This window comes from Actinomycetospora aurantiaca (assembly GCF_037401875.1).
GTDB classification, from domain to species: Bacteria; Actinomycetota; Actinomycetes; order Mycobacteriales; family Pseudonocardiaceae; genus Actinomycetospora; species Actinomycetospora aurantiaca.
Genome location: NZ_JBBEGN010000017.1, coordinates 62,672 through 81,327, shown reverse-complemented (window position 1 = coordinate 81,327; position 18,656 = coordinate 62,672). Strand labels below are relative to the sequence as shown.

Here is an 18,656-nt window from a genome sequence, read left to right as displayed (position 1 = left end):
CCGTCAGGACGGCTCCACCAGCAGCGCCATCCCCCGGCGCGGCGCGAGGTCCACGGCGAACGCGTGCAGGTCGTCGACGAAGCCGATCGGGGCCTGGGTGAACATGTCCAGCACCGCCCCGCCCGGCACCAGCACCTCGGAGCGGACCGTGCCCATCACCGGCTCCGCGCCGAAGTTCAGCACCGTCAGCTCGTGCCGGCCCCCGTCCAGCTCGTGGACCAGGACCAGCAGCCCCGGGTGCGAGACGTCGGGGATGTCGACCTGGCGGGCGGTCGCGATCCCGTAGTGCTTGCGGACGGCGAGGATCGCCTGCAGCTGGCGCGCGAAGCTGCGCTCGTCCGCGAGCTGCTCGGGCAGGGTCCCGTAGAGGCTGCGGCCGCGCGGCATGCCCTCGGCGGAGCGGGTGGCGTCCGGGTCGAAGCCCATGAGGTCGTGCGCCCCGCGGTGGATCCAGCGGGTGTCGCCCTCCGCGACCAGCTCGGCGACGTCGTCGACCGGCAGGGTCAGCATCCCGGTGAGGTCCCAGCCGGAGAGCGCGAACACGCCCGGCTGCATGGCGTTGAACATCGCCAGCATCAGGTGGACCGCGCGGATCTCCTCGACCTGCGCCGGACCGATGTCGGCCAGGTCGGTGACGCCGATCGAGGCCGCGATGACGGTCGCCGTCGTGGACGCGATGCCGTTCGTGGTGAACACCAGGTTGTAGGGCTTGTCCGGCCCGGCGAGGACTCCGAGGAGCTCGCCGCGCACGATCTCGGCCAGCCGGGCGCCGGTCATCTCCGTGCCGCGGAAGACCACCGCGTCGTCGCGGTGACCCGCCGCCCAGTGGACGAGCTCGTAGGTCATCTCGTCGTGGTTCTGCAGGGCGTGCACCAGCGACGCCGGGTCGATGCCGATCTCCCGGGCGGCGCGCAGGCCCAGCCGCAGGAACTCGGCGTCGCCCGTGGCCAGGGCGTGGTGGTAGCCGGGGCGGTTGACGAAGTCGTACGACAGGTCGGCGCCCGCGCGCCCTACCTCGCGGATGTCGTCCATCGTCAGGTTCAGTTCCTGGAACGTGAACCCGCCGACCTTGCGGACCATCGAGGCGATCAGGTGGTTCGCCGCGCCGGAGAGCGGGTGGCCCTCCGACCACGCCGGCCCGCCCAGCGCGCTCTTCTCCACGCCGAGGAACCCGTTCGCGTCCAGGCGCAGTGCCCCGGACCCGAGGTCGGCCAGCGAGTGCAGCGCGTCGCCGATCGTCAGGCGCATCCCCGCGAACGACGGGTCCAGCCAGTTGATCGAGGGCTGGCCCTCCTTGAAGTAGTGCAGGTACACCCACCGCCGGGCGACCCCGTCCACCCCGACGACGGCGCGGGTCGCGCTCCAGTTGGTCTCCTTCACCCCGGGCGCGTAGAAGATCACGCGCTGCAGGGCGCCGATGATGTAGCCGGCCTTCTCCAGGCGCTCCTCGGTGGCGACGTCGAGGTTCACCGAGTCCCGGCCGGGCGGGACGACGGGGAGCTCCGACCAGTCCTCCGGGTCGATCTCCACCATGTGGAAGATGCCGGGGTAGTCCGCGTAGCCCATCTCGGCGAGCCGGAAGTCCGCGCCCTTGCCGGTGTGGCCGGGGACGACGTCGTCGATGACGGTGCCGCCGTGGAAGGTCGCCATCCCGCACATGGCGCGGAAGTCGGCCTCCGAGCCGAAGGCCGGGTCGATCACGGTGGAGATGCGGTCGAAGTGGCCGTCGACGCTCGGGGTGTGCTCCCACCCGGCGATCCCGCCCGCGCGCTTGACCGGCCCGGTGTGCACGGCCTCGACCCCGACGGCCGCGAACGCCCGCCACAGCTCCTCCTCGGCCATGGCCGCGAGGAACGTCTGACCCGGCCGCGTCATGAACGACAGCGGGTACGCGGTGAACCACACGCTCGCTGTGTCGACCGCGCCGCGCGGGTCCGGGTCGGCGAACGGGTTCTGCCACATCGTGCCGCGGCCGGAGAACTGCCGGGCGAGGGTGTCCGCGTCCGCCAGCATCGACTGCCCCCGCAGCCAGGCGACGTAGGCCGGGTTGGTGCCGGTGGGCTCGCCGTCGCGGCCGGCGCTGCGGCGCTCGAACGGCGAGCGGACCTTCGGCCGGTGGCGCAGCCCGCGCGGGCGGGCGGGGTGGAAGTGCTCGGCGTAGTTGAGGTCGATCGGCCCCGTGTTCTCGCTCGACGCCGCCTCGCTGCCCGAGCTGCCCGACCCGTCCGCCACCGACGTCCCTCTCTCCCCGCGCACCACGACGAAGGCGACATGGTCACACGCGGGTCGGGCCGCCCCGCCGTCGGGATCGTGCCCGGTCAGGGGTGTCGCGAGCTGATTCGATCAAGCAGACGGGCCGCCCACCGCCGATCGCAGCAGCACCGTCGTGCCGCGTCCGTCGTGGTGGATGGCGACCTCGTCGACCTGGCTGTTCATCAGCGTGATGCCGCGGCCGTGCCGAGCGGGCCGCCCGACGGCGTCGTGCTCCTGGTCGGCGGACTCCGGCTCCCGCCACCGCCCGCCGTCGGCGACCGTCACGAGCACCTCGCCGGCGTCCAGCATCACGGTGAGGTCGATGCGCGCGACGCCGTCCCGGCGGTGCTGCTCGTCGTAGGCGTGCACCACGACGTTGTCGATCGCCTCGCTCGCGGCCAGCACCATCCCGTCGGCGACGCCCTGCGGCACCGCCGACGAGCGCAGCCACTGACGCAGGTCCTCGCGGATCCGCGGACCCTGGTCGATGTCGGCGCTGTAGTCGACGCGCTCGAACTCGACGGCGTCCATGTCCTCGCCTCTCTTCGTCCGCCTCTGTCGTGGACGGCTCGTCTGCTGTCGTCCCCGATCGGATGACCCCGGAGCCGTCGCTCCACGCGTGGGTCCGGCCCGGCTGCGGCGGGCGGGGTGCGGCCGACGATCGACGGACCTTTTCCCGACGACGGGTGCGCCGGGCGCGTTCCTGCGGGAGGCTCGGCGACCGTGAGCAAGGCGCACCCGCAGCAGTGGACGATCCACGACGACGACCACCGCCCGTCGCCCGCGTCGGTCGCGGCGCTGGCCCGGTTCCCGACGACGCAGATCGCCGACTCCGGCGGCCCCGTCTCGGTGGTGGGGCCCGGGATCGTGCACCAGGCCGGCGGCCGGGACTTCTGCGGCCCCGCCCTCACCGTGTGGACCAAGCCCGGCGACATCCTGTTCCTGCTCAAGGCCCCGGACCTCGCGCGGGCGGGCGACGTGCTGGTGGTCGACGGCGGCGGGCGCCCGGACGCGGCGATCCTCGGCGACATCATGAGCGGGGCGCTGGCGCGGATCGGCGCCGTCGGGATCGCGATCGACGGCGTGGTCCGCGACGTCGACGGCATCGACGAGGTCGGGATGCCCGTCTTCGCCCGCGGCGTCTACCCCACCACCGCGTCCAACGAGGGCCCGGGGGCGATCAACGTCGACGTCGTGCTCGGCGGGGTCGTCGTGCGTCCCGGCGACGTGGTGCGCGGCGACGCGAGCGGGCTCGTCGTCGTGCCGCGCGAGCACGTCGACGACGTCGTGGCCGCCACGCAGGCCGTCGACGACCGCGAACGCGCGTGGACCGCGGCGATGGACGACGGCGCCGGCCTGGCCGAGGCCACCGGGGTCGACGAGGTGATCCGGCAGCGCCGCGAGGCGGTCGGTGTCCACCTGCCGTGAGTCAGCGATGGTCCATCGCTGACGCCTGACGTCAGGTCGGCGCCAGTCGCACGTCCCGCGGCGGCTCGATCGTCCGCGGCGTTCCCGACGGCAGGTCGGCGACGACCTCGAACCCGCTCCCGACCGTGCCGGCCCGGAGCGATCCGCCGACCGCCACGACCCGTTCGGACAGCCCGCCCAGCCCGAAGCCGCCCGACCGCGGGTGTGGGGCCGCGGGCACCGTCCCGCCGTCGTCGCGGACACCGACCTGCACGCCCCCGGCCGTGCCCTCGATCGTCACGACCACCTCGGCGCCCCGGCCCGCGTACTTCATCGCGTTCGTCAGCGCCTCCTGCACGACGCGCACGATCGTGAGGGCGACCTCCGGTGACGGGTCCACGGGCTCGCCGAGGTCCACCCGGCGCACCCACAGGCCGTTGCGGCGGGCGGCGTCGACGAGGGGGCCGAGCGCGTCGAGGCCCGGGGTCGGCGCCGTCGCCTCCGGGTCGTCGCTGCGCAGCACGCCGAGCATCGTCCGCAGCTCCCCGACCGCCTCGGTCCCTCCGTCCTCGACCCGTGCCAGGGCCTCGGCCGCCCGCGTCGGGTCGACCGGCATCAGGTGCCGGGCCGCCGCCGCCTGGACGGTCATCGTCGTCACCGCGTGGGACACGACGTCGTGCATCTCCCGCGCGATCCGCAGCCGCTCCGACCGGACGGCGTCGCGGCGCTCGAACACGGCCAGCTCTTCACGCAGCCGTGCCGCCCGCCGGGTGGCCCGGGCCCAGCGGCCCATTCCATAGGTTGCGACCAGGGCGATCCCCTGTGCGAGGAGCAGGACCCGAACCGTTCCTGCGACGGAGTCGCCGGGCGCGAGCGGACGACCGAGTTCGTCGGCCAGGAGGATCGGACAGGTCACGAGGTACATGCCGACGAGGGCCATGATCGCGACGGCCGTTCCGGTCATGAGCGCGACGGAATACAGCGCGACGAGGGTGATCGCGACGGGGCGGTAGTCGGGCACGAGCGCGAGCGCGCCGAGCATGTGCAGCAGCGTGAGGACCAGGGTCCACCGTGGAAAGCGGCGACGACCAAGGAGGAGCGCGCTACCCACCCCGGCGTAGAGCACGGTCGCGACGAGGGCCGACGAGTGCCCCGAAGGTACGTCCGACGCGAAGATCACCTCGAACACCCACACGAGGAGAACCAGCAGGACGTCAACCGTGCGCGGGGGGAGATCGCGAAGCCGACCCATCATTTCTTCCCGAGCACACCGAGGATCGCGCCGATCCAACTGACGATCTGATCGCCGCCTTCGCCCTGCGGCCAGACGGGGGGCCGCTCCGTGGATTCGAGGGTCCGCAGGTTCGCGAGGACGTCGTCGGGTACAGATGTGGGCAGATCCTGCACTCGCTTCAGATTCAGCAGCAGGCCCCACAGGTCGGCCTCGTCCACCGACAGCGAGACCTCGACGAGGAGGGAGAACTCCTCCGGGGAGCCCACGTCGAACGGTCGATTCATCGACGGGCGCTCGAGCCCCAGCAACAGCCCGATCCCCTGAGCGCCGCCCGGTACCAGGGAACCCGAGGCGACCCGGATTCGTTCTACAGGCACCTTCGACTGCGGGTCGACCACGACCACCTCGAGCGCGGTCTCGAGGTTGGGCTCATGCGCCGCCGGTCGCGGGACGAGAACGACATCTGGCTGAATGAGCAGGGCGGGGCAGCCGTCCGCGTCGGGCTGCTCCTTGGAGCGCATGAACGTGGAGGGCTGGCTCTCTGACACGAGATCCAGCCTTGCCTACTGGGAGTCAGTCCGTCGTGCGCCACTCAGGTGAACCGAAGAGCCGCGCACTGCTGCTCAGCTACCGTCTGCCGTCATGACAGTGCGGGTGATCCTCGCGGACGACGACGAGGTCTACCGGCTCGGGATGTCCAGCATCCTGTCCGTGCAGCACGACATCGAGATCGTCGCGGAGGCCGCCGACGGCGCGGCGGCACTGGAGGCCGTCCGGGAGCACCACCCCGACGTCGCGGTGCTGGATCTGCGGATGCCGGTGCTCGACGGGGTGGAGACCACACGGGAGATCGCCTCGGACGCGACCACGTCCGCCGTCGGGAAACCGGTCGCCGCCCTCGTGCTCACCGGGTTCCACGTCACCGAGGCGGTGTACGACGCCCTGCGCGCGGGGGCATCGGGATACGTGCTGAAGGACCGGGCGGGCTCCCGCCTCGTACCCGCCGTCCGTGCGGTGGCCGAGGGCGAGGCCTGGCTCGATCCCGGCGTCACCCGCGACCTGATCGCCGAGTTCGCACGCCGCCCCGACGAGCGGCGCGCGACCCCGGACGACCTCGGCGACCTGACGCGGCGCGAGCGCGACGTGCTGGTGCTCGTCGCGCACGGCCTGTCGAACGGCGAGATCGCCGACCACCTGACCGTCGAGATGGGCACGGTGAAGACTCACGTCAACCGGATCTTCACCAAGCTCGGCCTCGAACACCGGGCGCAGGCGGTGTCACTGGCGTACCGGACGCGTCTGGTCGACCCCGACGACGCGCGCCCGGACCTCAGCCCAGGCAGCTGATGTCGAGGACGACGTCCCCGTACTCGGGAAGGACGAAGAACGCCTCGCCACCACCGTCGCCCGGGATGCCGAAGGCGCCCGGACGCCACCGCTTGACGTGCACCGCCCGCCCGACGTGGAACACGAGGTCCACGACCTGCGTGCTCGCCTCGCCGTTGCTGATGCGGCCGGAGTCCCAGATCAGTCCGCCGTCCGGGAACACGCTCTCGACGACCAGGCTCGACCACTGGCCCGAGCCGTTGAAGAAGTTCATCGTGAGCTTGCCCGGCACCCGGACGGCCGGGTCGTGGGTGTGCACCGCGCGGATGTTGAAGATGCCGCCGCGGCTGTCGATCTCGAGCTCGTCGGTCTGCATGATGATCTCTCCTCCTAGGAACAGGTGAACGGGTTGCCGCGGCGTCCCACGAAGTGCAGGAAGCCGGCCCAGTTGAAGTGCAGGTCCACGCCCTGGTCGCCGGTGTTGGCGGCGATCCAGGCCTTGTGGAGCTTCACGGCGGCGACGATCAGCGGCCCCCAGACGGGGATCGCGGCCAGGGCGAGCTCGCCGGCGGGGAGCCCCATCGCGGCGAAGCAGCCCTCGCCCTGGTCCAGGTGCACGATGACGCCCCAGAACCGGGTGTCGATGGAGGCCATCAGTCCTCCTCCGTCCGGACGAGGAGGCTGCGCAGCATCCGCGGGGTGCGGATGACGCCCTGGTCGTCGACCTCGAGGCGGCCGTCGGCGAGCTTGCGGTTCAGCTCCGCCACCGACGCGGTGACGTAGTCCCGCGTGGCGGCGTCGAGCGTCGCCGGCGGCTCCCAGACGAGCCCTCCGCCCTCGACCCGGGCCTCGCCGAGCTCGGACTCGGCGATGAGGAACCCGCGTTCGCCCGAGGCGTCCTCGGCCGCGGGCCACGGGGTGTCGTCCGCGACGTGGGCGGTCGCGTGCCGACGGGCCATGAGATCGACGAACTCGGTGTGTTCGGTGGTCATGTCCCCTCCCTCCTGCTGCGGCGCCCGGTCCGGGCGCCGGTCGGCCGCGGTGACCGACGAGCAGGAACGATCCGCCGATCACGCGGCGGGCTCGTCGGTCCGCGGGCAGCACCTCGGGGTGCGTCCGGGGTGGGACGCGACGCGGCGCCCTCCACCCCTGGTGGCACACCGGGCGGACGTCACCCGACCCTGGGCGCGTCGCCCCGCGGCGCCACACCGGGGTCGGGCGCCACGGAGCCGCTGCTACCGTTCGCCGCCGTGTCGGGGCCCGGAATCACATCGCGGGGATTCTCCGCGGTCGTCGTCCTCGTCACCGCGGTCGCGTTCGACGTCGTGGCCCAGGAACCCGGTGCGCACGTGCTCGGGGTCGCCCTCGCGGCGACGTCGGTCGGTGTGGCCCGCCTGCTCCTCCCCGGTCGGCTGCGCGGTCCGTTCGCGCTGGTGAACCTGGCCGTCCTCGCCCAGCCGGCCGCGCACGCCGTCACGAAGCTGACCCCGCACGCGCACGGCGTCTCGCCGCTCGCGCTGCAGATCGCGGTCACGCTGTTGGTGGTCGTGGTCGCCGGGGGCGAGCCGCTGCTCGTCGTGGCCGCGGCGCTCCCGCTCGTGCGCTGGCTGCTCACGCTGACCCCGGACGGTCCCCCGCGGACCGTCCGGACGACGCCGGCCGCCGTCGGGAGCCTCTCCGGGGTCGACCTCGCGCGCTGCCTGCCACGGAGGGGGCCGCCGCGCCCGGCCTGAGCCCGCCGTGCCCGCTCCCCGTCGACCCCGCGCGAGGTCCCCGTGACGCTCTCCCCTGCCCTCAGCACGTCCCGCACGCCGTACGCGCCGTCGCTGCGCTGCCCGGACTGCGGCGCCCGGCCCGTCCTCACCCCCACCCGCACGCAGCCCCTGCCGGGCGGCACCTTCGGCCTGCTGTGCTGCCCCTGCGCCACGTACCCGGTGATCGACGACATCCCGGTCCTGCGCCGCGGCCGCATCGACTCGCAGGACCACCTCACCGGGCGCTGCGAGGTCGAGGGGCCGACGGCCGACGAGCTCGTCGCCCTCCTGCGCGCGGACCGCCCGCTGGACGCGCTCGTGGCCCTGCTCGCGTTCCCGCCGCCCGCGCCGCTGTCCCACCGGGCGGGGCTGCGCCTGCCGTTCACCCGCGGGCCGTGGCCGCGGCTGGCGCTCGCCGCCCGCCGTCGGGAGGTGCGCGCGATGCTGGCCGACCTCGGGGCGCTCACCGCGCAGGACTGGATGGAGCTCGCGTACGACCGCTCCAGCGACCGCATCGACGACGAGCTGCTGCCCTACTTCCTCGGCCGGTTCGGCCAGCCGCGGTTCCTCGCCACCACCGCGCTGCTGCGTGCTCTTCCCGACGACGGGTCGGGCGCGGTCCTCGACCTGGCCTGCGGCTTCGGGCACGTCGCGCACCACCTCGCGGCCCGGGAGGACCCCCGCCCGGTCGTCGGGGTGGACCGGAACTTCCTGCAGCTGTGGGTGGCACGGCGCTACGTGGCGCCGACGCAGTCGTTCGTGTGCGCCGACCGCGTCGACGCGCTGCCCTTCGACGACGACGCGTTCGCCGCCGCGGTGTGCTCGGACGCCTTCCACTACTTCGAGGCCCAGCAGGGCTGCCTCGACGAGCTGCGCCGGGTCGCGGCGTCGGACACGGTGCTGCTGGACCGCCTCGGCAACGCCCGGCTCGCCCCCGCGGACGGGCCCGCCGAGCGCGAAGCCGCGGGATACGTCGCCCTGCTGCGCGGCGCGCCCTGGCGGCTGACCTGCGAGGACGAGCTGCTCGAGGGCTACCGGGCCGGGTACGGGCCGCAGCTCGCGGCGCCGCGGCACCCCTCCGAGCTCGACGGGGCGAAGTGGCTGATGCTCGTGACCTCGCGCGACGAGCGGGTCCTCGCCGACCACGGCTCCTTCACCGCGCTCCCCCACGCGGCCGGCACCCCGACGCTGAACCCGGTGTTCGAGGTGGCCCACCACGACGACGGGGTGCACCTCGCCTTCGCGTTCCCGTCCACGTGGTTCGCCTTCGAGAACGCGGCGATGCTGCGCTACACCTCGGCCGGCGAGCGGGTCGACGCCGCGACGTTCGAGGCCCTCGTCGCGGGCCGCCCGACCGACCGCACGGCCGACCTGCTGCGCCGCTGCGTCCTGCTCGGCATGCCGGAGCGCTACCGCCGCCCGCCCGGGAGCGCGGCGCGCTCCGTCCTCGGCGGTCTGTGTCGCGGGGTGCGTCGTCGGCGCTGACCGGGCCGGTCAGCCCGGGGCGACCGTGACCTCGTCCTCGCCGCGCTCGAAGGCGGCGAGGGCCGTCTCGGCCACGGTGTCCGGGGACTGCCAGCGCCACGCCGGCAGGTGCCCGGACTCCTCGCCGGACCGCTCGTGGAACGCGGTGCACGTCCGGCCCGGCCGCACGACGGTGACCCGGATGCGGTGCTCCACGCCCTCCTGGCGTGCCGCCCGCGACAGCGTCTCCAGGTATGCCTTGCCGGCGGCGTAGGTGGCGATGGCGGGGTCGTCGCGCCCCGCCGCCGTGCTGGAGACGTTGACGATGCCGCCGCCATCGGGCAGGGCGCGCAGCGCCGCCGCCGTCAGCCGCGTCGGGGCGAGGACGTTGAGCAGCACCGACTGCTCCAGGTCGTCCGGGTCCTGCTCGCCGAGCTCGCCGTAGGTGGTGGCGCCGGCGTTGTTCACGAGCAGGTCGACCCCGTCGAGCTCCGCCTCGACCCGGTCGAGCCCCTCGTGGGTGGTCAGGTCGGCGACCACCACGCGGACCGGGACCCCCAACGACCCCGCCACCTCGTCCAGCGCCTCACCGTCCCGCGCGACCAGCACCACGGAGTACCCGCGCGCGGCGAGCGCCCGGGCGAACGCGGCGCCGATGCCCGACGACGCGCCGGTGATCAGTGCCGAACCGGGCGCCAGGGGATCTGTCACCCACACGGATGACCATCAGCGGCGGCGGCGAACCACGTCCCGCATCACGTCCCGGAAGTCCGCGGCCATCCGCGCGCTGCTGTGGTGCTCGGTGACCCACGCGCGGGCGTTCTCCCCCATCGCCCGCGCCCGGTCGGGGTCGTCGAGCAGCGCGCCGATCGCGTCGGCCAGGGCGTCCGGGTCGTCCGGCTCGACGAGGACCCCGCGCGACGGTTCGACGAGTGCCTCCATGGCCGTGGTCCGGGTGGCGACGACGGGCCGGCCACTCGCGGCCGCCTCCAGCACCACGGTCGACCCGCTGCCGCGGCTCGTCGGGTGCAGCGCGAGCGCGACCACCGTCGAGCGCCCGTACATCGCCCGTACCGCCCCCTCCATCCGGCGGCGGTGCACCACGCCGAGGTGCTCCGGGATCTCCACGCCGTCCATCGTCGTGCCGATCTCCAGCCGGACCTCCCGGCGGGCGGCCAGCCGGGAGACGGCCTCGACGAGCAGCGGGTGGTCCCGGTCCGCGTCGTCGCCCACCCCGGCCACGAGCGGTGTCGCCTCCGACCACGGCCGCACCCCGAAGAACTCGAGGTCGATCCCGAAGCGGCACGGGTGGACCGTCGCGGGGTCCAGCCCCCAACCGTCGACGAGGTCGGTGTAGAGCCCCGGCGCCAGCGTGACGATCCCGGCGAGGGACTCCAGGGCCTTCCGGACGACGGGCCGCTCGGCCCGCGAGTAGGTCTCCGGCCCCTGCACCCACACGAGCCCGGAGACCACCGGCGGCCCGCCCGGGAGCAGGGCCGCCGGGAACCCGGTGCGCTCGTCCATGCAGAACACGACGTCCGCGTGCCGTCGCCCGCCCGCGCCGAGCAGCTCCGCGACGGGCTCGTAGCCGTCGAGCCGGTTGCGGACCTTGCGGGCGACCCAGGCGGACCGCCCGGACAGGGGCGCCCGGAACTCCAGCTCGATGTCATCGTCGTCGGCGAGGTGGTGCAGGCCGTAGGGCGTGCGGTCGGGCACCTCGCCCCGCGCGTTCGCGGCCGCGTGCGCGTCGACGTCCGACTGTTCCGGCAGCTCCACCCTGATGCGCATCACCGCGATGCAATCACGCCCCGATGGCGTCCAGCTCGGCCACGGCGTCGTCGGGGAGGTGCAGGCCCGCCCCGGCGACGTTCTCGCGCAGGTGCTCCACCGACGACGTGCCGGGGATGAGCAGGATGTTCGGCGAGCGCTGCAGCAGCCAGGCGAGCGCCACCGCCATCCGCGACGCCCCGAGACGACCGGCCACCGCGTCCAGCTCCGAGGACTGCAGCGGCGAGAAGCCGCCGAGCGGGAAGTAGGGCACGTAGGCGATGCCCTGCTCGGCCAGCGAGGCGATCAGGGCGTCGTCGTCGCGGCGGGCGAGGTTGTACGGGTTCTGCACGCACACCACCGGGGCGATCGCCTGCGCCGCCGCGATCTGCTCGGCGTTCACCGTGGACAGCCCGAGGTGGCGGATCTTGCCCTGCTGCTGGAGCTCGGCGAGCGTGCCGAAGCGCTCCTCGATCGGCTCCTGCGGCTGCGGGGTCATCGTGTCGGCGCCGCCGGGCATGCGCAGGTTGACGACGTCGAGGGTGTCCAGGCCCAGGCGCTGCAGGTTGTCGTCGACGGCCTGGCGCAGCTGTTGCGGCTCGAGCGCCGTCGGCCACCCACCCTGCTCGTCGCGGAAGGCGCCGACCTTCGTGACGATGCGCAGGTCGTCCGGGTAGGGCGCGAGCGCCTCGCGGAGGATCTCGTTCGTCACGTGCGGGCCGTAGAAGTCCGACGTGTCGATGTGGTTGACGCCGAGTGCGACCACCTCGCGCAGGACGACGACCGCCGCGTCCCGGTCGGCGGGCGGACCGAAGACATGCGGGCCCGCGAGCTGCATCGCCCCGTAGCCGACGCGGGTGACCTCGAGGTCACCGAGGTGGAAGGTGCCGCCCGGGAGCTCCGTCGTGATGGACATGGCACCAGCCTCCCCCGCGTCGGGGGGCCGTGCGAGGGGAGCGCCCGTCCTGGGACCGGGCGTCCCCCCGTCCGGACCTCAGTTGATCGCGTGGATCGGCGAGGAGCAGGTCTTCGAGCTCGAGGCCGAGTTGCCGTGGCCCGCGTCGGAGAGCAGCGGCACGGAGCCGACGTTGTCCTGCACCGGCACCTGCACGCCGGCCGCGTTCACGGGCACGTTGTTGCCGCACACGTTCACGGGGGTGTTCGGCGCGAAGTCGCTGGAGTTGATCAGGCCCTTCTGCACGGTGGCGCCGCCGTGGTGGCCGTGGTGGTCACCGTGGGGGTTGTCGCCGGCGAAGGCCATCCCGGCGCTCGAGAGCAGGCCGGTGGAGATCACGGCGGTGGCGAGGACGGTCGTGCGGAGCATCGACATGGGAGTCGGGTGTTCCTTTCGGGGGGACGTTCGACAGACGTGTCGTCAACTCCCCCTCCCGGCACGGGACACGGTTTCCGGACGCTTCTCGCCGCATCGGGTGACGCGCTGCCAGGATGACTCCGTGCCGCACGTCTCCACGGTGATCGCCCGTCCCTGGCGCGAGGTCTACGCGTACGCCGCCGATCCCGCGAACCTCCCGCAGTGGGCGGCGGGCCTGTCGACCGCGGAGCTCCGCCCGGCCGGGGACGGGTGGTGGACCGCGACGGGCCCCCTCGGGACGGTCGGTGTGCGCTTCTGCGAGCGCAACGAGTTCGGGGTGCTCGACCACGTGGTGCGCCTGCCCGACGGCACCGAGGTGCTCAACCCGATGCGCGTCGTCGAGTGGGACGGCGCCGCCGAGGTGGTGTTCTCGGTGCGCCCGCGCGAGGGGATGACCGACGCCGACGTCCAGGCCGACGCCGCGGCGGTGGCGACGGACCTGGCGACGTTGAAGGGCGTGCTGGAGTCGGGCTGAGGGCACCGGGTAGTGGTGGTGCCGTCGCCGAGGTCGAGCGAAGGGCCCCCTCGGTCGGGTAGACGGGCCATGGGCGCCCACCGCCAGTGCAGATCGCCGACGGCGCCGGCCGGCGAAGGGCGCCCACCGCCGGCTCTACCGACCGATGGGCCCCTTCGCTCGAACCGGTCAGCCGGCCGGCGTCGGCACGGCGGGTGCCGCCGGAGCGGCAGGTGCCGGCACGGCCGCCGGCGCCTGGGGGGTGCCCGGCGCGCCCGCGGCGCCCGGCTGCTGCACCGTCGCCCCGGGCTGGACGATCACGGTGCCGCCCGGCTGCACCTGGATCACCGGGCCGCCGTCACCACCCCGTGCGGCCGGACCACCCCGCTCCGGGCCGCCGCGCCCCGGACCACCCGGCCCCGGCCCGCCGTCGCGACCGGGACCCTGCCCCGCGACCGCCCGCTCGCCGCGCCCGGGCCCGTCGTGGCCACCGCCCAGCGGGGTCGCCAGCAGCACCACTCCGGCCACGAGCAGCCCCAGCACGAACGCGCCGACGCCGACCAGCACCGTCACGCCCCGGCCCCGCGGGCGCATCCGCTGCCAGCGCGTGGGCGTGGGAGTGGGCGCCGCCGGCTGGGTGGGCGGGTCGTTCTCGGTCATCGTTCTCCTCCGTCTCGCAGCACCGCTCGGACCTCACCGACCCTGGCGCCCGGAGCTGAAGCCACCCTGAGGCGCACACGACCCTCAGCGCGGCTTCAGCTCCGGGCGCGTTCCCGACTGGTCTGATGGAGCCGATGAACAGCCCGCGCGTGCTCGTCGTGGAGGACGAGGCGACGATGCGCACCGCGATCGTGCGCGCGCTCGACCGCGCCGGCTTCACCGCCGAGGGCCTGCCCGACGGCACCGGGATCGAGGACACCCTTGACGGGTTCCGCCCCGACCTGGTCGTGCTCGACGTGATGCTGCCCGGGCGCGACGGGTTCGCCCTGCTCGGCGTCGTCCGCGACCGCACCGACGCGGGCATCGTCATGGTCACCGCCCGCGACGCCCTGGACGACCGGCTCCGCGGCCTCGACACCGGTGCGGACGACTACGTCGTCAAGCCGTTCCTGCTCGAGGAGCTCACCAGCCGGATCCGCGCGGTGCTGCGCCGGCGCGGCCGGGCGCCGACGGCGCTGACCGTCGGGGACCTGGTGATCGACGAGGCGGCCGGCGTCGCCACCCGCGCGGGCGCCCCGCTGAGGCTCACGGCCACCGAGCTCCGGCTCCTGCGCTACCTCGCCGAGCAGCGCGGCCGCACCGTGAGCAAGAACCAGATCCTCACCCAGGTCTGGGGCTACGACGCCTACGACCCCAACCTCGTCGAGGTCCACCTCTCGGCGCTGCGCCGCAAGCTGGAGGCGCACGGGCCGCGGATCGTGCACACCGCCCGCGGCCTGGGCTACACCCTGCGGGCCGACGGATGAACCGGATCGTCCCCGCGTGGTCGTTGCGGGCCCGCGTGACGGCGACCGTCGTCGCGATCCTCGCCGTCACCCTGTTCGTGGCCGGGGTCGTGGTCGACCTGGGGCTGACCGCCGCCCTGGGGCGCGACCAGCGCTCCGGTCTCGCCGACCGCGCCGCGCGGGCCGACGCGCTCGTCGCCCGGCAGGTGCCCCCGGACCAGCTCGTGGCCCTGCTCGACGGCCAGGGAGTGCGGGCGACCCGGCTGGCGGCCACCGGCGCCGTCCTGCAGGGCGCCCCCGGTCCGCCGGGCCCCCGCGGTCCGCGCGGCGGCCCGCCGCGGGAGGACGGACCCCGCGGCCCCCGCGCCCCGCTCGCCGTCGAGAAGCCCCTGGACGACGGAAGCGTGCTGCGGCTCTCGTCCGACCCCGGCGAGGTCGAGGCGGTGCTGTCGCGGCTGCGCGGGGTGATGGTGGGGGTCGGGGTCGTCGGCCTGGTGGTGTCGGCGCTCGTGCTGCTCACGGGGGTGACGATCGCGCTGCGTCCGCTGGACGCGATGACCCGCGTGGCGCGAGCGATCGCGGGCGGGGAGCGCGGCCGGCGGCTGCGCCCGCGCACCGACCGGACCGAGATCGGGCGCACGGCCGCGGCGTTCGACGAGATGCTCGACGCCCTCGACGCCGCGCAGGACCGCTCCGAGTCCTCCGCCCGCGAGGCCCGCGAGTCCGAGGCGACCACCCGGCGCTTCCTCTCCGACGCCGCCCACGAGCTGCGCACCCCGCTCGCCGGGATGCAGACCCTCGCCGAGACCCTCGTGCGCGACTCCGACGACGACCGCGAGGTCCGGGAGGAGCTGGCGATCGCGCTCGTGCGCGAGACCTCGCGGGCGGCCTCGCTGGTCACCGACATGCTCGACCTGGCCCGCATCGAGGGCGGCCAGGAGCTCGAGCGCACCGAGGTCGACCTGGCAGCGCTCGCGGCCGAGCAGGTCGACCGGCTGCGGCTGCTCGACCCCGGGCTCGACGTCGCGGTCGATGCCACCGGCCCGGTCCCGGCCCGCGTCGACGTCGGGCGGGTGCGGCGCATCCTGGTCAACCTGCTCGACAACGCCCGTCGCCACGTTCCCGACGGCGGGTCGGTGCGGGTCCGGGTGCGGGACGGGGAGGTCGTGGTGCACAACGACGGCGAGGTCGTCGCCGAGACCGACCGGGACCGCATCTTCGACCGGCTCGTCCGGCTCGACTCCGCCCGGGCCCGCGACGCCGGGGGCGCCGGCCTGGGCCTGTCGATCGCCCGCGCGCTGGCGCGCGCCCACGGGGGTGACGTGGTCTACCGGGCGGCCGCCGACGGGTCCGGATCGGATCTCGTCGTCACGCTCCGGTCCGCCGTTCCTCCCACTGTGTGAAAAGCCACCTACCCCTTTCGTGCCCACGCCGTTACCTTCCGGTGATGTCCGGACCCAGCGACCTCGGGGGCGGGATGGACAGGATCGGCGAGTACACCTGGCATCCGAGCAGCGACCGCTGGGACTGGAACGACACCATGTTCCACCTGCTCGGCTACTCCCCCGGGCAGGTCCGGCCGAGCCGGGCGCTGGTGATCGCGCACAAGCACCCGGCGGACCGGGCCCAGGTCGAGAGCGTCATGGCGGACGCGTGCAGCAACCGGCTGCCCTACACCCACCGGCACCGCATCGTGTCGGTGACGGGCGAGGTCCACGAGGTGACCGCCCTCGGCTTCCCGGTCCCCGACGCGGCGTCGCTCGTCCTGCGCGGCTACCTGGTGCACCTCGCCACGCACCGGCCCACGCCCGCCGCGGCCCGCGCCGCCCACGCCGCAGGTCGCCCGCCCGGTTCGACGGGCCCCTTCGCTCCCCCGACGGTGCCGATCGCGATCCCGGACCCGCGCGGCACGATCTGGCCGACGGAGGCCGCCCGCGAGCACGACCGCCTGCTCGCCCGCGCGGTCGACGTCCTCGCCGAGGTCACCGAGCTCCCGCACGACGCGGCGACCGCCCTGCTCGCGCACCTCGCGAACGTCGCCGCGGTGCCGTTGATCGTGGTGGCGGAGCGGGTGATCGCGGTCCGGCTGGACCCCGACGTCGAGGGCCTCGGCGGCCTGCTCGGCGGCCTGACGGTGCCGGAGCTCCCCTGACGCGTGACGTGGGTCGCACGCGCGGTTAGCGTGACGGGCAGCACAACCCGTCCCGCAGTCGTTCCCGTCGGGAGATCCGCGATGCGCGCACCGCGCCACGTCCGTCTGACCACCCCGCTCGTCCGCGACGCCCATGGCGAGCTGCGCGAGGCCTCGTGGGACGAGGCCCTGGAGCGGGCCGCAGCCGGGTTCCGGGGCGTGCCGGGCGACGCGTACGGGATGTTCTCCTGCTCCAAGGCGACCAACGAGATGAACTTCGTCGCCCAGAAGTTCGCGCGGGTGGTGATGGGGTCCAACAACGTGGACTCCTGCAACCGCACTTGACACGCTCCCAGCGTCGTCGGTCTGACGGCGGTGTTCGGCGCCGGTGGTGGCACCAGCGCCTACCAGGAGGTCGAGGAGACCGACCTGGTGATCCTGTGGGGCTCCAACGCGCGCGAGACCCACCCGATCTACTTCCACCACGTCCTGCAGGGCCTGCGCCGGGGCGCGGAGCTCTACGTCGTGGACCCGCGCCGCACCTCCACGGCCCGCTGGGCGCGCGGGCACCTGCCGCTCGACGTCGGCACCGACATCGCGCTGGCCCACGCCATGGGCAAGGTGATCCTCGACGCCGGGCTGGAGAACCGGGCGTTCATCGAGCGCGCCACCACCGGGTTCGAGGAGTACGTCCGGGCCGTCGAGCCGTGGACCCTCGAGCGGGCACAGCAGGTCACCGGGGTCGACGCCGGCCTGATCCGCGAGACCGCGCTCGCCTACGCCCGCGCCGACCGGGCGCAGCTGTGCTGGACCCTCGGGATCACCGAGCACCACAACGCCGTCGACAACGTCCGCGCCCTGATCGACCTCGCCCTGCTCACCGGGCACGTCGGCCGCTGGGGGTCCGGGCTGGTGCCGCTGCGCGGGCAGAACAACGTGCAGGGCGGTGGCGACATGGGCGCCATCCCCAACAAGCTGCCCGGCGGCTACGACGTCGCCGACGACGAGCACCGGGCCCGGTTCGAGGCCGCCTGGGGCTCGACGGTCCCGGCCGTCAAGGGCCTGCACCTGTCGCAGATGTTCGAGGCGATGGAGCGCCGCGAGGTCCGCGCGGTGTACGTCGTGGGCGAGAACCCGGCCGAGTCCGAGGCCGACGTCGCCCACGCCCGCGCGATGCTCTCCGGGCTGGACCACCTCGTCGTCCAGGACATCTTCCGGACGGCGACGGCGGAGCTGGCCGACGTCGTGTTCCCGTCGTGCGCGGACTGGTGCGAGTACGAGGGCACGGTCACCTCGTCGGAGCGGCGGGTGCAACGGGTGCGCAAGGCGCTCGACCCGCCGGGCGAGGCCCGCCCGGACACCTGGATCCTCCACGAGATGGCCCGCCGGCTGGGGCACGACTGGGGCCAGCCCTCCGCCGAGGAGGTCTGGGACGAGCTGCGGTCGCTGTCGCTGCAGTGGCACGCCGGGATGTCCTACGCGCGGCTCGAGGCCGAGGGCGGGCTGCAGTGGCCGTGCCCCTCACTCGACCACCCGGGGACCCCGACGATGCACACCCGGCTGTGGGAGCGCGACCCGGCGAGGCGCGGCGCGCCGGCCCCGTTCGCGCCGGTGGAGCACGCCGGGCCGCTCGACGAGCTCTCGGCGGAGTTCCCGCTGCGCCTGACCACGGTGCGGACGCTCGACTCCTACAACTCGGGGGTCCAGACCGGCGGCTACGCCTCCCCGCTGCGCCGCGACGAGGCGCTGTGCGTCGACCCCGCGGACGCGCACGCGCTCGGGATCGCGGACGGCGAGCGGGTGCGGGTGGTCTCGCGCCGCGGTGCCGTCGAGGCGCCGGTGCGCTTCGACCCGGCCGCCCGCCCGGGGCTGGCGTTCATCACGCCGCACTTCTCCGAGCAGGTCGACGTCAACCTGATCACCAACGAGGCGTGGGACCCGCAGTCCGGCACCTCGGAGTTCAAGGCGACCGCGATCCGCCTCGAGAAGCTCGACGTCGGCGCCCGCACCGCGGCCGCCGAGACCCGCGTCCCGGTCGCCGGTTCCTAG

21 protein-coding genes are annotated in these 18,656 nt (G+C 74.3%); 9 read left to right on the top strand and 12 right to left on the bottom strand.

Translation table 11 applies throughout. The features are described 5' to 3' along the window. Positions 1 to 3: 3 nt before the first annotated feature. Both treS and WCD74_RS24565 read right to left on the bottom strand, forming a co-directional pair. On the bottom strand, positions 4 to 2,232 hold the full coding sequence (gene treS, locus WCD74_RS24570) for a maltose alpha-D-glucosyltransferase (protein WP_337697532.1): 2,229 nt from the start codon (positions 2,230 to 2,232) through the stop codon (positions 4 to 6). Between the two features lie 111 nt (positions 2,233 to 2,343). Beyond that, entirely contained in the window at positions 2,344 to 2,784 is a 441-nt protein-coding gene (locus WCD74_RS24565) for an ATP-binding protein (protein WP_337697531.1), read from the bottom strand. Between the two features lie 192 nt (positions 2,785 to 2,976). Here WCD74_RS24565 and WCD74_RS24560 point away from each other — a divergent pair, with 192 nt between their 5' ends. Next, a complete protein-coding gene (locus WCD74_RS24560) occupies positions 2,977 to 3,681 on the top strand; it encodes an RraA family protein (protein ID WP_337697530.1) in 705 nt (234 codons plus the stop codon). A gap of 31 nt (positions 3,682 to 3,712) precedes the next feature. Here the strand turns inward: WCD74_RS24560 and WCD74_RS24555 are convergent, their stop codons facing one another. Beyond that, positions 3,713 to 4,849, bottom strand: coding sequence for a sensor histidine kinase (locus tag WCD74_RS24555; protein ID WP_337697529.1), 1,137 nt, complete (start codon positions 4,847 to 4,849; stop codon positions 3,713 to 3,715). A 62-nt stretch (positions 4,850 to 4,911) separates the two neighbouring features. Beyond that, on the bottom strand, positions 4,912 to 5,442 hold the full coding sequence (locus tag WCD74_RS24550; protein ID WP_337697528.1) for a hypothetical protein: 531 nt from the start codon (positions 5,440 to 5,442) through the stop codon (positions 4,912 to 4,914). A 94-nt stretch (positions 5,443 to 5,536) separates the two neighbouring features. On the opposite strand from WCD74_RS24550, the gene WCD74_RS24545 reads away from it, so the two are divergent. Next, positions 5,537 to 6,241: a response regulator gene (locus WCD74_RS24545; protein WP_337697527.1), complete on the top strand. Its 705-nt coding sequence runs from the start codon at positions 5,537 to 5,539 to the stop codon at positions 6,239 to 6,241. Here the strand turns inward: WCD74_RS24545 and WCD74_RS24540 are convergent. From WCD74_RS24540 to WCD74_RS24530, 3 genes are read right to left on the bottom strand one after another with little or no spacing between them, the layout of a single operon-like run. After that, positions 6,225 to 6,596, bottom strand: a complete 372-nt coding sequence (locus tag WCD74_RS24540; protein WP_337697526.1) for a hypothetical protein — start codon at positions 6,594 to 6,596, stop codon at positions 6,225 to 6,227. The genes WCD74_RS24545 and WCD74_RS24540 overlap by 17 nt on opposite strands. A 14-nt stretch (positions 6,597 to 6,610) precedes the next feature. After that, positions 6,611 to 6,874 (bottom strand): hypothetical protein, encoded by a 264-nt coding sequence (locus WCD74_RS24535; protein WP_337697525.1) that lies wholly within the window; start codon positions 6,872 to 6,874, stop codon positions 6,611 to 6,613. Beyond that, positions 6,874 to 7,212 (bottom strand): hypothetical protein, encoded by a 339-nt coding sequence (locus tag WCD74_RS24530; RefSeq protein ID WP_337697524.1) that lies wholly within the window; start codon positions 7,210 to 7,212, stop codon positions 6,874 to 6,876. The genes WCD74_RS24535 and WCD74_RS24530 overlap by 1 nt, the downstream gene beginning before the upstream one ends. 258 nt (positions 7,213 to 7,470) lie before the next feature. Between WCD74_RS24530 and WCD74_RS24525 the strand changes: the two genes are divergently transcribed. Together WCD74_RS24525 and WCD74_RS24520 are read left to right on the top strand one after the other, a co-directional pair. Beyond that, positions 7,471 to 7,953: a hypothetical protein gene (locus WCD74_RS24525; protein ID WP_337697523.1), complete on the top strand. Its 483-nt coding sequence runs from the start codon at positions 7,471 to 7,473 to the stop codon at positions 7,951 to 7,953. A gap of 42 nt (positions 7,954 to 7,995) precedes the next feature. Further along, a complete protein-coding gene (locus WCD74_RS24520) occupies positions 7,996 to 9,459 on the top strand; it encodes a methyltransferase domain-containing protein (protein WP_337697522.1) in 1,464 nt (487 codons plus the stop codon). A 9-nt stretch (positions 9,460 to 9,468) separates the two neighbouring features. Here the strand turns inward: WCD74_RS24520 and WCD74_RS24515 are convergent, their stop codons facing one another. The 4 genes from WCD74_RS24515 to WCD74_RS24500 form a co-directional block, all read right to left on the bottom strand. After that, positions 9,469 to 10,149, bottom strand: coding sequence for an SDR family NAD(P)-dependent oxidoreductase (locus tag WCD74_RS24515; RefSeq protein WP_337697521.1), 681 nt, complete (start codon positions 10,147 to 10,149; stop codon positions 9,469 to 9,471). A gap of 15 nt (positions 10,150 to 10,164) precedes the next feature. Beyond that, positions 10,165 to 11,226 carry a glycosyltransferase family 4 protein gene (locus WCD74_RS24510; RefSeq protein WP_337697520.1) on the bottom strand — a complete coding sequence of 354 codons (1,062 nt, stop codon included), beginning with the start codon at positions 11,224 to 11,226 and terminating at the stop codon, positions 10,165 to 10,167. 13 nt (positions 11,227 to 11,239) lie between these two features. Beyond that, on the bottom strand, positions 11,240 to 12,121 hold the full coding sequence (locus WCD74_RS24505) for an oxidoreductase (protein ID WP_337697519.1): 882 nt from the start codon (positions 12,119 to 12,121) through the stop codon (positions 11,240 to 11,242). Positions 12,122 to 12,199: 78 nt separating this feature from the next. Then, on the bottom strand, positions 12,200 to 12,535 hold the full coding sequence (locus WCD74_RS24500) for a hypothetical protein (protein WP_337697518.1): 336 nt from the start codon (positions 12,533 to 12,535) through the stop codon (positions 12,200 to 12,202). A 124-nt stretch (positions 12,536 to 12,659) separates the two neighbouring features. On the opposite strand from WCD74_RS24500, the gene WCD74_RS24495 reads away from it, so the two are divergent. Beyond that, positions 12,660 to 13,052 carry an SRPBCC family protein gene (locus WCD74_RS24495; RefSeq protein WP_337697517.1) on the top strand — a complete coding sequence of 131 codons (393 nt, stop codon included), beginning with the start codon at positions 12,660 to 12,662 and terminating at the stop codon, positions 13,050 to 13,052. A 168-nt stretch (positions 13,053 to 13,220) separates the two neighbouring features. Here the strand turns inward: WCD74_RS24495 and WCD74_RS24490 are convergent, their stop codons facing one another. Next, positions 13,221 to 13,691 (bottom strand): hypothetical protein, encoded by a 471-nt coding sequence (locus WCD74_RS24490; RefSeq protein ID WP_337697516.1) that lies wholly within the window; start codon positions 13,689 to 13,691, stop codon positions 13,221 to 13,223. Positions 13,692 to 13,816: 125 nt separating this feature from the next. Here WCD74_RS24490 and WCD74_RS24485 point away from each other — a divergent pair, with 125 nt between their 5' ends. From WCD74_RS24485 to WCD74_RS24470, 4 genes are all read left to right on the top strand, one after another. Then, positions 13,817 to 14,497, top strand: coding sequence for a response regulator transcription factor (locus WCD74_RS24485; protein WP_337697515.1), 681 nt, complete (start codon positions 13,817 to 13,819; stop codon positions 14,495 to 14,497). Further along, complete coding sequence (locus WCD74_RS24480; protein WP_337697514.1) at positions 14,494 to 15,879, top strand: sensor histidine kinase; 1,386 nt, start codon at positions 14,494 to 14,496, stop codon at positions 15,877 to 15,879. Before WCD74_RS24485 ends, WCD74_RS24480 begins: the two co-directional genes overlap by 4 nt. A gap of 44 nt (positions 15,880 to 15,923) precedes the next feature. Beyond that, the gene (locus WCD74_RS24475; RefSeq protein WP_337697513.1) at positions 15,924 to 16,628 is read left to right on the top strand and encodes a PAS domain-containing protein; all 705 of its coding nucleotides are present in this window, start codon (positions 15,924 to 15,926) and stop codon (positions 16,626 to 16,628) included. Positions 16,629 to 16,709: 81 nt separating this feature from the next. Beyond that, positions 16,710 to 18,656: a molybdopterin oxidoreductase family protein gene (locus WCD74_RS24470; RefSeq protein ID WP_337697512.1), complete on the top strand. Its 1,947-nt coding sequence runs from the start codon at positions 16,710 to 16,712 to the stop codon at positions 18,654 to 18,656.

Coding starts and splice junctions, on each gene's coding strand:
- WCD74_RS24530 (WP_337697524.1), bottom strand. CDS start 7,212: ATGACCACCGAACACACCGAGTTCGTCGATCTCATGGCCCGTCGGCAC.
- WCD74_RS24475 (WP_337697513.1), top strand. CDS start 15,924: ATGTCCGGACCCAGCGACCTCGGGGGCGGGATGGACAGGATCGGCGAG.
- WCD74_RS24480 (WP_337697514.1), top strand. CDS start 14,494: ATGAACCGGATCGTCCCCGCGTGGTCGTTGCGGGCCCGCGTGACGGCG.
- WCD74_RS24535 (WP_337697525.1), bottom strand. CDS start 6,874: ATGGCCTCCATCGACACCCGGTTCTGGGGCGTCATCGTGCACCTGGAC.
- WCD74_RS24505 (WP_337697519.1), bottom strand. CDS start 12,121: ATGTCCATCACGACGGAGCTCCCGGGCGGCACCTTCCACCTCGGTGAC.
- WCD74_RS24510 (WP_337697520.1), bottom strand. CDS start 11,226: ATGCGCATCAGGGTGGAGCTGCCGGAACAGTCGGACGTCGACGCGCAC.
- WCD74_RS24485 (WP_337697515.1), top strand. CDS start 13,817: ATGGAGCCGATGAACAGCCCGCGCGTGCTCGTCGTGGAGGACGAGGCG.
- WCD74_RS24490 (WP_337697516.1), bottom strand. CDS start 13,691: ATGACCGAGAACGACCCGCCCACCCAGCCGGCGGCGCCCACTCCCACG.
- WCD74_RS24565 (WP_337697531.1), bottom strand. CDS start 2,784: ATGGACGCCGTCGAGTTCGAGCGCGTCGACTACAGCGCCGACATCGAC.
- WCD74_RS24500 (WP_337697518.1), bottom strand. CDS start 12,535: ATGTCGATGCTCCGCACGACCGTCCTCGCCACCGCCGTGATCTCCACC.
- WCD74_RS24540 (WP_337697526.1), bottom strand. CDS start 6,596: ATGCAGACCGACGAGCTCGAGATCGACAGCCGCGGCGGCATCTTCAAC.
- WCD74_RS24545 (WP_337697527.1), top strand. CDS start 5,537: ATGACAGTGCGGGTGATCCTCGCGGACGACGACGAGGTCTACCGGCTC.